Annotated in this window: 21 protein-coding genes; 20 read left to right on the top strand and 1 reads right to left on the bottom strand. The window is 69.4% G+C overall.

Features of this window, described 5'->3' with window-relative positions; translation table 11 throughout:
* Positions 1–29 precede the first annotated feature (29 nt).
* On the bottom strand, positions 30–800 hold the full coding sequence (locus AB0L40_RS01425; RefSeq protein ID WP_364348042.1) for an alpha/beta fold hydrolase: 771 nt from the start codon (positions 798–800) through the stop codon (positions 30–32).
* Between the two features lie 153 nt (positions 801–953).
* On the opposite strand from AB0L40_RS01425, the gene rpsL reads away from it, so the two are divergent.
* The 20 genes from rpsL to rpsH all read left to right on the top strand — a co-directional run bounded on the left by rpsL (position 954) and on the right by rpsH (position 13,591).
* Positions 954–1,355, top strand: coding sequence for a 30S ribosomal protein S12 (gene rpsL / locus AB0L40_RS01420; RefSeq protein ID WP_304788844.1), 402 nt, complete (start codon positions 954–956; stop codon positions 1,353–1,355).
* Between the two features lie 3 nt (positions 1,356–1,358).
* Positions 1,359–1,829, top strand: coding sequence for a 30S ribosomal protein S7 (gene rpsG / locus AB0L40_RS01415; RefSeq protein WP_364348038.1), 471 nt, complete (start codon positions 1,359–1,361; stop codon positions 1,827–1,829).
* Positions 1,830–2,337: 508 nt separating this feature from the next.
* Positions 2,338–4,425 carry an elongation factor G gene (fusA, locus tag AB0L40_RS01410; RefSeq protein ID WP_364348035.1) on the top strand — a complete coding sequence of 696 codons (2,088 nt, stop codon included), beginning with the start codon at positions 2,338–2,340 and terminating at the stop codon, positions 4,423–4,425.
* A 116-nt stretch (positions 4,426–4,541) separates the two neighbouring features.
* Positions 4,542–5,726: an elongation factor Tu gene (gene tuf / locus AB0L40_RS01405; RefSeq protein ID WP_364348032.1), complete on the top strand. Its 1,185-nt coding sequence runs from the start codon at positions 4,542–4,544 to the stop codon at positions 5,724–5,726.
* A 209-nt stretch (positions 5,727–5,935) separates the two neighbouring features.
* The gene (rpsJ, locus tag AB0L40_RS01400) at positions 5,936–6,262 is read left to right on the top strand and encodes a 30S ribosomal protein S10 (RefSeq protein ID WP_026912978.1); all 327 of its coding nucleotides are present in this window, start codon (positions 5,936–5,938) and stop codon (positions 6,260–6,262) included.
* Positions 6,263–6,267: 5 nt separating this feature from the next.
* A complete protein-coding gene (rplC, locus tag AB0L40_RS01395) occupies positions 6,268–6,885 on the top strand; it encodes a 50S ribosomal protein L3 (protein WP_364348029.1) in 618 nt (205 codons plus the stop codon).
* Positions 6,878–7,540 carry a 50S ribosomal protein L4 gene (gene rplD / locus AB0L40_RS01390; protein ID WP_364348026.1) on the top strand — a complete coding sequence of 221 codons (663 nt, stop codon included), beginning with the start codon at positions 6,878–6,880 and terminating at the stop codon, positions 7,538–7,540. The genes rplC and rplD overlap by 8 nt, the downstream gene beginning before the upstream one ends.
* Before the next feature lies 1 nt (position 7,541).
* Positions 7,542–7,841: a 50S ribosomal protein L23 gene (gene rplW / locus AB0L40_RS01385; RefSeq protein ID WP_364348023.1), complete on the top strand. Its 300-nt coding sequence runs from the start codon at positions 7,542–7,544 to the stop codon at positions 7,839–7,841.
* Positions 7,842–7,844: 3 nt separating this feature from the next.
* Positions 7,845–8,690 carry a 50S ribosomal protein L2 gene (gene rplB / locus AB0L40_RS01380; RefSeq protein ID WP_364348020.1) on the top strand — a complete coding sequence of 282 codons (846 nt, stop codon included), beginning with the start codon at positions 7,845–7,847 and terminating at the stop codon, positions 8,688–8,690.
* A 2-nt stretch (positions 8,691–8,692) separates the two neighbouring features.
* Entirely contained in the window at positions 8,693–8,965 is a 273-nt protein-coding gene (gene rpsS, locus AB0L40_RS01375; RefSeq protein ID WP_304785789.1) for a 30S ribosomal protein S19, read from the top strand.
* A gap of 348 nt (positions 8,966–9,313) precedes the next feature.
* On the top strand, positions 9,314–9,628 hold the full coding sequence (gene rplV / locus AB0L40_RS01370) for a 50S ribosomal protein L22 (RefSeq protein WP_364348136.1): 315 nt from the start codon (positions 9,314–9,316) through the stop codon (positions 9,626–9,628).
* Complete coding sequence (gene rpsC, locus AB0L40_RS01365; RefSeq protein WP_364348016.1) at positions 9,628–10,482, top strand: 30S ribosomal protein S3; 855 nt, start codon at positions 9,628–9,630, stop codon at positions 10,480–10,482. Before rplV ends, rpsC begins: the two co-directional genes overlap by 1 nt.
* Positions 10,482–10,895: a 50S ribosomal protein L16 gene (gene rplP, locus AB0L40_RS01360; protein ID WP_364348013.1), complete on the top strand. Its 414-nt coding sequence runs from the start codon at positions 10,482–10,484 to the stop codon at positions 10,893–10,895. The genes rpsC and rplP overlap by 1 nt, the downstream gene beginning before the upstream one ends.
* Positions 10,895–11,098 (top strand): 50S ribosomal protein L29, encoded by a 204-nt coding sequence (rpmC, locus tag AB0L40_RS01355; protein WP_364348010.1) that lies wholly within the window; start codon positions 10,895–10,897, stop codon positions 11,096–11,098. The genes rplP and rpmC overlap by 1 nt, the downstream gene beginning before the upstream one ends.
* Positions 11,099–11,103: 5 nt before the next feature.
* Entirely contained in the window at positions 11,104–11,667 is a 564-nt protein-coding gene (gene rpsQ / locus AB0L40_RS01350) for a 30S ribosomal protein S17 (RefSeq protein ID WP_364348008.1), read from the top strand.
* Positions 11,664–12,032: a 50S ribosomal protein L14 gene (rplN, locus tag AB0L40_RS01345; RefSeq protein ID WP_022928235.1), complete on the top strand. Its 369-nt coding sequence runs from the start codon at positions 11,664–11,666 to the stop codon at positions 12,030–12,032. The genes rpsQ and rplN overlap by 4 nt, the downstream gene beginning before the upstream one ends.
* Position 12,033: 1 nt before the next feature.
* Positions 12,034–12,369, top strand: coding sequence for a 50S ribosomal protein L24 (gene rplX / locus AB0L40_RS01340; RefSeq protein WP_364348004.1), 336 nt, complete (start codon positions 12,034–12,036; stop codon positions 12,367–12,369).
* Positions 12,370–12,379: 10 nt separating this feature from the next.
* Positions 12,380–12,994, top strand: coding sequence for a 50S ribosomal protein L5 (gene rplE / locus AB0L40_RS01335; protein WP_364348001.1), 615 nt, complete (start codon positions 12,380–12,382; stop codon positions 12,992–12,994).
* A gap of 3 nt (positions 12,995–12,997) precedes the next feature.
* Complete coding sequence (locus AB0L40_RS01330) at positions 12,998–13,183, top strand: type Z 30S ribosomal protein S14 (RefSeq protein ID WP_364347998.1); 186 nt, start codon at positions 12,998–13,000, stop codon at positions 13,181–13,183.
* Between the two features lie 3 nt (positions 13,184–13,186).
* On the top strand, positions 13,187–13,591 hold the full coding sequence (gene rpsH / locus AB0L40_RS01325) for a 30S ribosomal protein S8 (RefSeq protein WP_364347995.1): 405 nt from the start codon (positions 13,187–13,189) through the stop codon (positions 13,589–13,591).

Raw genomic sequence — 13,591 nt, 5'->3', positions numbered from 1 at the left:
GTCCGTCCAATGCGGGGAGGAACCGCCGGTCAGTGCCGCGCCGTGCCCTCGAGGATCGTCTGCGCGACCCGCTCCGGGTCGTCCCAGAGCGGCACGTGGCCGCAGCCCGCGAGCGGGACGAGCTGCGCGAAGGACAGGCGCTCGACGGCGCGGCGGCCCTGGCGCGGCAGCAGGAGCGCGTCGCGCTGCCCCCAGGCGACCGTCACGGGCGCGAGCGTGCCCCCGGCCGAGAGCTCCTGCCCCATCGCGGCACGCAGCACGGGCAGCGTCCCGGGGCTGTGGGCCATGCTGCGGACGAGGCCCGCTGCCTCCTCCGCCGGGACCGCCCACGGCTTGGCGAACATCTGGGCGCCGAGGGCGGCACGGATCGCCGCCTGGGGCGCGAGCCGGTCGACCTGACCGGCGATGGCCCGGCTGGCCGCGTGGGTCGCCCGCAGGCTCGCCTTGGCGAAGGCCATCTCCGGGAGGGTCGCGAAGCCGATGGGGGAGATCGCGACGGCCGAGGAGACGATGCCCGCCCGGGCGAGCTCGACCGCCACGCCGCCCCCGAGGGAGATCCCTGCCACGGCCGGGCGGTCCAGGCCCAGCTCCGCGATCGTCCCGGCGACCGCGTCGGTGAGCCGCGAGAGCGTCGGGGAGCCCGCCAGCGGCCGGCTGTCGCCGAACCCCGGGAGGTCGATCGTCACGACGGTCCGGCCGGTGAGGTGGGGGAGGAGGGGCTGCCAGACGTGGCGGTGCCCGCCGAGGAAGTGCACGAGGACGAGCGGGGGCCCGTCGCCGTGACGGTCGTGAGCCAGCATGGCGCCAGCCTATAGCGCGTCCGCGGTGCTCCGGGTACGGTGTCCATGCACGCGCGGAAGGGCCCGGGCCCGGGCCGCCCCGGTGCGGTCCGGCCGACCCGCGCACGGGGCGGGATCCGTTTCCCACGGGGCGTTGCTATATTCCCCCGTCGCATGCCCACGACCAGCCAGCTCGTACGCAAGGGGCGCAAGCCCAAGGCGAAGAAGCTCTCCACTCCCGGCCTCAAGTCCGGTCCGGGGCGCAAGAAGAAGGTCGCCGCGCCCCAGCGCCGCGGCGTCTGCACTCGCGTCTACACGACGACCCCGAAGAAGCCGAACTCGGCGCTCCGCAAGGTCGCCCGTGTCCGTATCTCCTCGGGCATCGAGGTCACGGCCTACATCCCGGGTGAGGGTCACAACCTGCAGGAGCACTCCGTCGTGCTGGTCCGTGGTGGCCGCGTGAAGGATCTCCCGGGCGTGCGGTACAAGGTCGTGCGCGGTTCGCACGACGCCGCCGGCGTCTCCGACCGCAAGCAGTCTCGCTCGCGGTACGGCGTCAAGAAGGGGAAGAAGTAGCCCATGGCACGTCGTTCCAGTGCTGTGACCCGCACGCTCGAGCCGGACGCCGTCCATCGCTCGCGGCTGGTCCACCAGGTCGTCAACAAGGTCATGCTCGACGGCAAGAAGTCGACCGCTGAGGGGATCGTCTACGACGCCCTCGCGATCCTCGCCGAGAAGACCGGCGGCGACCCCGTCGAGCAGCTCGAGGAGTCCATCAAGGCCCTCACCCCGCAGCTCGAGGTCCGCTCCCGCCGCGTCGGTGGCGCCACGTACCAGGTGCCGGTCGAGGTTCCCGCCCGCCGCTCCCGCACGCTGGCCATCCGCTGGCTCGTCGAGGCGTCCCGCTCCCGCCGTGAGCGTTCCATGGCCTCGCGCCTGGCGAACGAGCTCATCGAGGCGCAGAAGCAGCAGGGCGGCGCCTACAAGAAGAAGGACGACATCTTCCGCATGGCGCAGGCCAACAAGGCCTTCGCCCACTACCGCTGGTAGGGGGTCGGCGCCAGGCGCACGTATGCCGGCGCATCTCGCCCCGCGAGAGGCTCGGCAGTGCTGGCGCACAGCTCTCGCATCACGCGAGACGACCTGCTTGGCCTACGTGCACCTGGCATCCAACCCCAGGATGTAGGTCGAAGAACTTGAAGGGCGCCGCGAGGCGCCCTTCGTCGTTCCACGCCGGTCGCCGGTCGACGTCCGGGGCCGTCGCCGGCGGTGGGCGAAAGCCCCGTTCCACACGGGCCGAACGCCGGTCTCGGAGATGCTCCGCAGGCGGGTTCCGTTCCTCGGGGGACGCTGCTATAGTCCTCCGTCGCTGCCCGTCTGGAGCCCGCGCGTCGAGCGCTGGCGATCGGCAGCACCCCCAGTCCGGCACCGTTCGGGCTGAGTAGTTCCTCCGCAGGCAGGTCGGCTGTGGGACCCCGGTCCCCCCGCCACGTGCCTTCAGCGCGGAGACCCCGGTCCTTGCCTCCCCAAGTCGTCTGCGTACCTCGGAAGCTCTTTCATGTCGCGTAAGTACTCCCTAGAGAAGACCCGGAACATCGGGATCATGGCGCACGTCGACGCCGGTAAGACGACGACGACCGAGCGCATCCTCTTCTACACCGGTCGCACGTACAAGATCGGCGAGGTCCACGACGGCTCCGCCACGATGGACTGGATGGAGCAGGAGCAGGAGCGTGGCATCACGATCACCTCCGCCGCCACCACCGCCGAGTGGGACCAGCACCGGATCAACATCATCGACACGCCGGGCCACGTCGACTTCACGGTCGAGGTCCAGCGGTCCCTCCGCGTGCTCGACGGCTCCGTCGCCGTCTTCGACTCCGTCGCCGGCGTCGAGCCCCAGTCCGAGACCGTCTGGCGCCAGGCCAACGACTACGGCGTGCCCCGCATCGCCTACGTCAACAAGATGGACCGCACGGGCGCGGACTACGACATGTCCGTCCGGACGATGATCGACCGGCTCGGCGCCAACGCCGTGCCGATCCAGCTGCCGATCGGTGCCGAGGGCGACTTCGCGGGCATCATCGACCTGGTCGAGATGAAGGCGACGTTCTACAAGGACGACATCGGCAAGGACATCGACGTCGTCGAGATCCCCGCCGAGTACGCCGACGTCTCCGCGGCCGCCCGCGAGCGCCTGCTGGACGCCGTCGCCGACTTCGACGAGGAGCTCATGGAGCTCGTCCTCGAGGGCGAGGAGGTCCCGGTCCCGCGGCTGAAGTCCGCGATCCGCGCCGCGACCCTCGCGCTGTCGATCAACCCGGTCCTCTGCGGCTCGTCCTTCAAGAACAAGGGCGTCCAGCCCCTGCTCGACGCCGTCGTCGACTACCTCCCGTCGCCGCTCGACGTGCCCGCCATCAAGGGCATCGTCACCGCGAAGGACGGCGAGGAGCACGAGGAGGAGCGTCCGTCCGACGACTCCGCCCCGTTCGCCGCGCTCGCGTTCAAGATCGCGACCGACCCGTACGTCGGCAAGCTCGTCTTCTTCCGCGTCTACTCGGGGCAGCTCGAGGCCGGCTCGAAGGTGCTCAACACGAACACCGGCAAGACCGACCGCATCGGCCGCATCCTGATGATGCACGCGAACGACCGCGAGGACGTGGACCGCGTGTACTCCGGTGACATCGCGGCCGCCGTCGGCATCAAGCAGGTCTACACCGGCGACACGATCTGCGATCCGAACCACGCGATCGTCCTCGAGGCGATGGACTTCCCGGAGCCGGTCATCAAGGTGGCCGTCGAGCCGAAGACCAAGGCCGACCAGGAGAAGATGGGCGTCGCCCTGCAGCGCCTGGCCGAGGAGGACCCGACCTTCCAGGTCGAGACCAACGAGGAGACCGGCCAGACCGAGATCTCCGGCATGGGCGAGCTCCACCTCGAGATCCTCGTCGACCGCATGCGGCGCGAGTTCAACGTCGAGGCCAACGTCGGCACCCCGCAGGTGTCCTACCGCGAGACCGTCAAGGCCCAGGTCGACAAGGTCGAGGGCAAGTTCGTCCGCCAGACCGGTGGTTCCGGCCAGTTCGGCGTCGTCGTGATCTCGATGGAGCCGGCGCCCGGCGAGGGCTTCGTCTTCGAGAACAAGATCAAGGGCGGCTCGATCCCGGTCGACTACCACAACGCGGTCGAGAAGGGCCTGCGCGAGGGCATGGACAGCGGGCCGAAGGCCGGCTACCCCATGGTCGACGTGAAGGTCACGGTCACCGACGGCAAGTACCACGAGGTCGACTCCTCGGAGGTCGCCTTCAAGATCGCCGCGAACATGGCGTTCAACGAGGCGTCCCGCCGGGCCAAGCCGATCCTCCTCGAGCCGATCTTCAAGATCGAGGTCGTCACGCCCGAGGAGTTCATGGGCGACGTCATCGGCGACCTCAACCGCCGGCGTGGGCGGATCGAGGGCATGGAGCCGCGCGGCAACGCGCAGATCGTCACCGCGTACTGCCCGCTGAGCGAGATGTTCGGGTACTCGACGGACCTCCGCTCGGCCACCCAGGGCCGTGCGACGTACACGATGCAGTTCGAGCGCTACGACGAGGTGCCCTCGCACGTCGCCGAAGAGATCGTCGCGACGCGGACGGGCAAGTAGCCCCACCGCACCGCATGAACACCCCGGCTCTGGCTATCCTTCACGGGTTCGCCCAGAGCCGGAGCCGGCGAACGTCGGCACCGACCCCATCGAAGAACAAGACTTAGGAGCGCCCAGTGGCGAAGGAGAAGTTCGAGCGCGGTAAGCCCCACGTCAACGTGGGCACCATCGGTCACATCGACCATGGCAAGACGACGCTGACGGCGGCGATCACGACGGTGCTGGCGAAGGCCGGCGGCGGCGCGGCGCGTTCGTTCGCGGAGATCGACAACGCTCCGGAGGAGAAGGAGCGTGGCATCACGATCTCCACGTCGCACGTCGAGTACGAGACGGCGAACCGCCACTACGCACACGTCGACTGCCCCGGGCACGCCGACTACGTGAAGAACATGATCACGGGCGCCGCCCAGATGGACGGCGCGATTCTGGTCGTGTCCGCCGCCGACGGCCCCATGCCGCAGACGCGTGAGCACATCCTGCTCGCCAAGCAGGTCGGCGTGCCGTACATCGTCGTGTTCCTGAACAAGGCCGACATGGTCGACGACGAGGAGCTCCTCGAGCTCGTCGAGGTCGAGGTCCGCGACCTGCTCAACGAGTACGACTTCCCGGGCGACGACATCCCGTTCGTCACGGGCTCGGCGCTGAAGGCGCTCGAGGGCGACGCCGAGTACGAGCAGAAGATCCTCGATCTCGCCGAGCAGCTCGACACCTACATCCCGGAGCCGGTCCGCGTCCTGGACAAGCCGTTCCTGATGCCCGTCGAGGACGTCTTCTCGATCACGGGTCGCGGCACGGTCGCCACGGGTCGTATCGAGCAGGGCATCGTCACCATCGGTGACGAGGTCGAGATCGTCGGCATCCGCGAGCCGACCAAGACGGTCGTCACGGGCGTCGAGATGTTCAAGAAGCAGCTCGACCGCGGCGAGGCCGGCGACAACGCCGGTCTGCTCCTCCGCGGTACGAAGCGCGAGGACATCGAGCGCGGTCAGGTCCTGTGCAAGCCGGGCTCGATCACGCCGCACACGAAGTTCAAGGCCGAGGTCTACATCCTCAAGAAGGAGGAGGGTGGCCGTCACACGCCGTTCTTCTCCGGCTACCGGCCGCAGTTCTACTTCCGCACGACGGACGTGACGGGCGTGGCCAACCTGCCCGAGGGCACGGAGATGGTCATGCCGGGCGACAACGTGCAGATGGAGATCGAGCTGATCCAGCCGATCGCCATGGACCAGGGCCTGCGCTTCGCCATCCGCGAGGGTGGCCGCACGGTCGGTTCGGGCGTCGTGGCCGAGGTCATCGCCTAGTACGAGCAGCACCCCGAAGGTGGGGCGGTCCATGCCGCCCCATCCTCAAGGCCCCTCCCGCGGACACCTGGTCCGCGGGGGTGGTGCCACCCCGCTGGGCCGGCCGTAGTGCGCCTCCCGCACGCGGGCGGAGGGGCTCCGTAGCCCCGTAAGTACCCAGCCCAGATCTTCCTCCAGTCATCAGACGGAACGGACAGCAGAGAGCCCCGATGGCAGCCGCCACACAAAACAAGATCCGCATCCGCCTCAAGGCCTACGACACGTCGGCCATCGAGTCGGCCGCCAAGGAGATCGTCGAGACCGCTCAGCGCACTGGCGCCAGCGTCTCCGGTCCCGTGCCGCTTCCGACGGAGAAGAACGTCTACTGCGTGATCCGGTCCCCGTTCAAGGACAAGGATTCGCGTGAGCACTTCGAGATCCGTACGCACAAGCGCCTGATCGACATCCACCAGCCGACCCCGAAGACGGTCGATTCGCTCCAGCGTCTCGATCACCTCCCCGCGGGCGTCGACATCGAGATCCGACTGGCGGGGTGACCCAGATGGCCGCGATTCTCGCCAAGAAGCTGGGCATGACCCAGCTGTTCCTCGAGGACGGCACCGTCGAGCGCGTCACCGTGCTCGAGGCCGGCCCGTGCCCCGTCACGGGTCGCCGGACGGCCGAGCGCGACGGCTACGACGCCGTGCAGCTCGCCTTCGGTGCCACGAAGGAGAAGCACCTCACGAAGCCCGAGCTCGGGCACCTGAAGAAGGCCGGCGTCGGTCCGCACCGGCACCTGGTCGAGTTCCGCGACGTCGACATCGACGTCGAGGTCGGCCAGTCGGTCACCGTCGAGTCGTTCGAGCCGGGTCAGAAGATCCGCGTCGCCGGCACGTCGAAGGGCAAGGGCTTCCAGGGAACGGTCAAGCGCCACGGCTTCGCCCGTGGTCCCGTGACCCACGGCTCGCACAACACCCGCGCCCCGGGCTCGATCGGCGCGGCCGCATGGCCCGCCCGCGTGTTCAAGGGCATCCGCGGTCCCGGCCACATGGGCTCGGAGCGCGTGACGCAGCGCGGCCTGACGGTCGTGCGCGTCGATTCCGACGACAACCTGCTGATCGTCCGCGGCTCCGTCCCGGGCGCGAAGAACGGCCTCGTGGAGGTTCGGACCGATGGCTGATGCACCGATCCTGGGCGGCGGCACGCTGCAGCTCGACGACGCCGTGTTCGGCGTCGAGTTCAACGGCCCGCTCGTCCACCAGAACGTCCGGCACGAGCTGAACGCCCGTCGCCAGGGCACGTCGTCCACCAAGACGCGTGGCCTGGTCTCCGGCGGCGGCGCCAAGCCGTGGCGCCAGAAGGGCACGGGCCGCGCCCGTGCCGGTTCCTCGCGGTCCCCGATCTGGACGGGCGGCGGCACGGTCTTCGGACCCCAGCCGCGCCACTTCACGTTCAAGGTCAACCGCAAGGAGAAGCGCGCCGCGCTCCGCAGCGCGCTGTCGCTGCAGGCGCTGCGCGGTTCGATCGCGGGCCTGAACGTCACCGGCTACGACGTGCCGTCGACCAAGGGCGCGGTCGCGACCCTGGCCGGCTGGGACGCCGACACCGGCAAGAAGGGCACCACGCTGCTCGTCCTCGCCGCCGGCGAGGAGCAGGTCGCGCTGTCCTTCCGCAACATCCCGAAGGTCAACGTCCTGCCGGCCGACGGCATCGGCGTCGCCGACGTCGTGGGCGCTCGTCGCCTGCTGCTGACCGAGGCCGCCGTCGTCGAGCTCGTGGCCCGCGCCACGGGCGACGGCAGCACGGCCAACACCACCACCGCCACGGAGGCCTGACATGGACGCGACCCAGGTCATCATCCGTCCCGTCGTCAGTGAGAAGAGCTACGTGCTCGCCACCGTCGGCAAGTACACGTTCCGCGTCCACCCGGACGCCCACAAGACGCAGATCCGCGCCGCTGTCGAGGAGCTCTTCTCCGTCGACGTCCTCGCCGTGAAGACCTCCTCCGTCAAGAGCAAGCCGAAGCGCCGCGGTTCCACCGCCGGCCGGACGCGCTCGTGGAAGAAGGCCATCGTGCAGGTCGGCGAGGGACAGGAGATCCCGATCTTCGCGTCCCTCCAGGGGATCGAGGAGTAACGCATGGCCATTCGGAAGCCCAAGCCCACCACCCCGGGCCAGCGGTTCGCGACGTACGCGGACTTCGCCGAGATCACGAAGACCACCCCCGAGCGCTCGCTCGTGGAGGGTCTGACGAAGTCCGGCGGTCGCAACAACAACGGTCGCAAGACGTCCCGCCACCGCGGCGGCGGCGCCAAGCGCCTGTACCGCAAGATCGACTTCAAGCGCACGAAGGACGGCGTCCCCGCCCGCGTCGCGTCGATCGAGTACGACCCCAACCGCACGGCGTACATCGCGCTGCTCCACTACCTGGACGGCGTGAAGGCCTACATCCTGGCCCCGCGTGGCCTGGAGGTCGGCACGCTGGTGCAGTCCGGCCCGGGTTCGGACATCAAGACGGGCAACGCGCTCGCCCTGAAGGACATCCCGGCCGGCACGATCATCCACAACGTGGAGCTCCAGCCGAACAAGGGCGGCCAGCTCGGCCGCTCGGCCGGCTCGGTCATCCAGCTGATGGCGAAGGACCAGGGCATGGCGACCCTGCGCCTGCCGTCCGGCGAGATGCGCCTGGTCATGGAGACCTGCCGCGCGACGATCGGCTCGGTCGGCAACGCCGAGCACCAGAACGTCAAGATCGGCAACGCCGGCCGCAAGCGTCACATGGGCGTTCGCCCGCAGACGCGTGGTACGGCCATGAACCCGGTCGACCACCCGCACGGCGGCGGCGAGGGTTCCACGACCCCGGGCCGTCACCCGGTCACCCCGTGGGGCGTTCCCACGCTGGGGTACCGCACCCGTAAGAAGAACAAGCCCTCGGACCGCTACATCGTGCGCGCGCGCCGACGTGGCAAGGGCAAGAGGAAGTAGCCGTGAGTCGCTCGAGCAAGAAGGGGCCGTGGGTCGAGGAGCGTCTGATGACGCGCATCGAGACCATGAACGCCTCCAACGACAAGAAGCTGATCAAGACCTGGTCGCGGGCTTCGACGATCTTCCCGGAGTTCGTCGGCCACACGATCGCCGTGCACGACGGCCGGAAGCACGTTCCGGTCTTCGTCTCGGAGTCGATGGTCGGTCACAAGCTGGGCGAGTTCGCGCCCACGCGGACCTACCGCGGTCACGGCGACACCGCCAAGAGGCGATGAGCAATGGCTGACGAGACCCCCCAGAACGACACCAACGACGAGCCGCAGGCCCAGGTGACGCCCGAGACCCCCGAGGTCGAGGAGACGACGCCGAAGGCTGAGGAAGCTGCCACCGACGCGCCGGAGAGCGTGACGGCGGAGGCTGCGGACGTCGATGCCGACGAGGCCGAGGACGACGCGTCCGAGGACCACGGCCACAGCCACGACGATCACGACCACGAGCACAGCCACGGGGTGGGCGGGACTCCCGTCACCCAGGTCCGCGGCGGCGCTCGCGCCGACGCCCGCCGGGCGCGGCGCAGCCAGCCCGTCGGCGAGGCTCCGGTCGTCCGCGCGGTCGCCAAGTACGTGCGCACGACGCCCCGCAAGGCGCGTCTGATCGCCGACCTGGTCCGCGGCAAGGACGTCAACACGGCCCGCGCGATCCTGCAGCACAGCACGCGCTCCGCCGCGCAGGACTGGAGCAAGGTGCTCGAGTCCGCGATCGCGAACGCGGAGAACAACCACGAGCTCGTCGGTGACGACCTCGTGATCAAGAGCATCACCGCCGATGACGGCCCGACGCTCAAGCGGTTCCAGCCGCGGGCGCAGGGCCGGGCGTACCGGATCAACAAGCGCACCAGTCACCTGACCGTGTCGCTCACGCCGAAGGAGCAAGGCTGATGGGACAGAAGGTCCATCCCGAGTCGATGCGCGTGGGGTACATCCACGACTGGAAGTCCCACTGGTTCAGCGCGCACAACACCGCCGATTTCCTCCACGAGGACCGGCAGATCCGTGATCACATCGAGGGCAAGCTGGCGCACGCCGGCCTCTCCGACATCGCGATCAAGAAGAACAAGAACGAGGTCGAGGTGTCCATCCGGACGGCTCGTCCCGGCGTCGTCATCGGCAAGTCCGGCGTCGAGGTCGATGCGCTGCGGAAGGATCTGCACCGCATCACCAAGAAGCAGGTGAAGGTCAACATCCTCGAGGTCCGCCGGCCGGAGCTCGACGCCAAGCTCGTCGCGCAGTCCGTCGCGGAGCAGCTGCAGAACCGCGTGGCGTTCCGCCGCGCGATGAAGCGCGCCCTCACGAGCGCCATGCGCTCGGGCGCCAAGGGCTGCAAGATCCAGGTCTCCGGCCGCCTCGGCGGTCGCGAGATGAGCAACACGGAGTCCTACCAGGACGGCCGTGTGCCGCTGCACACCATGCGTGCGGACATCGACTACGGCTTCTACGAGGCCAAGACGACGTTCGGCCGCATCGGCGTGAAGGTCTGGGTCAACAAGGGCGAGATCATGCCGGAGGGCTACGGCGGCTCCGACCTCACCGACATCGACGGCCCCTCGACGCAGGACCGCGGTCGCGGCGGCGGACGTGGCGGTCGTGACGGCGGCGGACGCGGCGGCTTCGGCGGCGGCGACCGCGGCGGTCGCGGCGGCGGCGCTCCGGGTGGCCGTGGTGGCCGTCCGGGCGGCCCGGGTGGTCCGGGCGGCGCCGGTGGGCGCGGGCGTGGCCCGCAGGGAGGCCGCTGATGCTGTCCCCGAAGCGCACCAAGCACCGCAAGGTCCACCGTGGCCGCAAGCGCGGCCTGTCGCGTGGCCAGAACTCCGTGCAGTTCGGTGAGTACGGGCTGAAGACCCTCGAGGCCGGTTGGATCACCAACCGCCAGATCGAGGCGGCCCGTATCGCCATGAACCGCAAGATGAAGCGTGGCGGCAAGGTCTGGATCAACATCTTCCCGGACAAGTCCGTCACGAAGAAGCCGGCCGAGACCCGCATGGGTTCCGGCAAGGGCTCGCCCGAGGGCTGGGTCGCGGTCGTCAAGCCGGGCCGGGTCATGTTCGAGATCTCCGGCGTGCCGGAGGATCTGGCCCGTGAGGCCATCCGCCTGGCGGCGCACAAGCTGCCCGTGCGGACCAAGTTCGTCACGGCGGAGGACGACTGATGCGTACGCAGGAGCTGCGTGACCTCGACGATCAGAAGATCGTCGACCAGATCGCCACCTTCCGGAAGGAGCTCTTCGGTCTGCGCTTCCAGCAGGCGACCGGCGAGCTCGAGAACACCGCCACGCTGCGCAGCACGCGCCGCGAGCTGGCCCGGGCGATCACCATCGCCCGCCAGCGCGGTATCGACGTTGAGAACGGCTGAGCCCCATGGCTGACGAGAACACCGAGAACATCACCGAAGAGCCGACCGACGGCGTTCAGACCGAGGCTGCCCCCGCGGAGCCCGTGGGTCCCGACCCGTCGCTGTCGCCCGTCCAGAAGCGCGCCTGGCACCGCCAGCGCTCGGGGACCGCGGCAGGCGCGCCGAAGTCCATCGAGGAGAAGGCCGAGGAGCGGAAGGCGCTGCGCAAGCAGAAGGCCGTCGCCCGTCGTCGCCGTCGCCTGCAGGAGCGGGAGAAGAAGGCCGCGAAGCTCGGCGCCGAGGCCGGCACCGATCGTGGCACCCCGACGCCCGAGCACGTGCCCGGTCGTCTGCAGGTCCGCCAGGGCGTCGTCGTCTCCGCGAAGGGCGACAAGACGCTCGCCGTGCGGATCGACCACTCCAAGCGGCACCCGAAGTACAAGAAGATCGTGCGTCACACGACGAAGCTGTACGCGCACGACGAGCAGAACGATGCCGGTGAGGGCGACGTCGTCCGCATCGAGTCGTCCCGCCCGCTCTCGCGCACGAAGCGTTGGACGCTCGCCGAGATCGTGGAGCGTGCCAAGTGATCCAGAACGAGTCCCGACTCAAGGTCGCCGACAACACCGGCGCCCGCGAGATCCTCACCATCCGCGTGCACGGCGGCTCCCGCCGGCGCTACGCCCGGGTGGGCGACACGATCACGGCGACCGTGAAGGCCGCGACGCCGAACGGCACCGTCAAGAAGGGCGAGGTCGTCAAGGCCGTCGTCGTCCGGACCCGCAAGGAGTTCGGCCGCGAGGACGGCACGTACATCGCCTTCGACGAGAACGCGGCGGTCATCATCGACGCGAACAACAACCCGCGGGGCACCCGCATCTTCGGGCCGGTCGCGCGCGAGCTGCGCGACCGCTCGTTCATGAAGATCGTGTCCCTCGCGCCGGAGGTGCTCTAGCATGTCGCTCCGCATCCGTCGCGACGACAGCGTCGTCGTGATCAGCGGCAAGGACCGTGGCCGCACGGGGACCGTCCTCAGCGTCGACCCCGCGCGTGAGCGCGTGGTCGTCGAGGGCGTGAACATCGTCAAGCGGCACCAGCGTCCGAACCCGTCCGCGCTGCCCGGCAGCCCCGCCTCCCAGGGCGGCGTCGTCGAGCAGGAGGGTCCGATCCACGTCTCGAACGTCATGCTCGTCGACCCCAAGACCAACCAGCCCACCCGCGTGGGCGTCACCCGGACCGAGGACGGTCGCGCAGTGCGCGTCGCCAAGCGGTCCGGCCAGCAGATCGACTGAGGTAGTACGCATGAGTGCGACCACGACCGCGCGACTGAAGACGCGCTACCTCGACGAGATCCGTCCCCGCCTCTTCGAGGCCGGCGACTACACCTCTGTGATGCAGGTTCCGCATCTCGAGAAGGTGACCCTGAACATGGGTCTCGGCGAGGCGAAGCAGGACAACAAGCAGTTCGCGGCGGCTGTGGAGCAGCTCGCCGCGATCGCCGGACAGCAGCCCAACGTGCGCCGCGCCCGCAAGTCGATCGCCGGCTTCAAGCTGCGCGACGGCATGCCGGTCGGTGCGGCGGTGACGCTGCGCGGCGAGCGGATGTACGAGTTCGTCGAGCGCCTCGTCGCGATCGCGCTCCCGCGCGTCCGTGACTTCCGGGGCCTGAAGACGACGAGCTTCGACGGCCGGGGCAACTACTCCCTGGGCGTGCGCGAGCAGATCATCTTCCCCGAGATCGACTACGACGCGATCGACCAGATCCGCGGCCTCGACATCACCATCACGACGTCGGCTCCCACCGACGGCGAGGCGTTCGGCCTGCTCGTCGAGCTGGGCTTCCCGTTCTCCCGCGAGGGGAAGCGCCCCGCCGGCGCCCCCGCCGCGATCGATCCGTCCACCACCCAGGGGAGCTGACCCATGGCGAAGACCTCTCAGCGCGTCCGCCAGGCGCGCCCCCAGAAGTACCAGTCCCGCGAGTACACGCGCTGCCGCAGCTGCGGCCGCTCGCGCTCGGTCTACAAGAAGTTCGGCATCTGCCGGATCTGCCTCCGGGAGCACGCCCACAAGGGCTACATCCCCGGCATGACGAAGAGCAGCTGGTAACGCATGTCGACGACTGATCCCATCGCGGACCTGCTCACGCGGATCCGCAACGCCATCACCGCCGCACACCGCACGGTGGTCCTGCCCTCCTCGGGCAGCAAGCGCGAGATCGCCCGCATCCTCAAGGAGCAGGGCTACATCGCCGACTTCAGCACCGCGCCCGCCACGGAGCACCCGGGCGAGCTGCTGACGATCACGCTGAAGTACACGAACGATCGTCGCTCGGCCATCACCGGCCTGCGTCGCATCTCTCGTCCGGGCCAGCGCCACTTCGTGGGCGCCGGCCAGATCCCGAAGTCGCTCGGCGGCCTCGGGACCATGATCGTTTCGACTTCGAGCGGCATCAAGACCGGTCACGACGCCAAGAAGGCCGGCGTCGGTGGCGAGGTCTGGGCCGAGGTGTGGTAA

Origin of the sequence: Patulibacter sp. NPDC049589 (assembly GCF_040675535.1) — a bacterium.
Lineage (GTDB): Bacteria > Actinomycetota > Thermoleophilia > Solirubrobacterales > Solirubrobacteraceae > Patulibacter.
The sequence above is the reverse complement of the archived record's forward strand: the minus strand, read 5'-3'. Positions and strand labels throughout refer to the sequence as shown.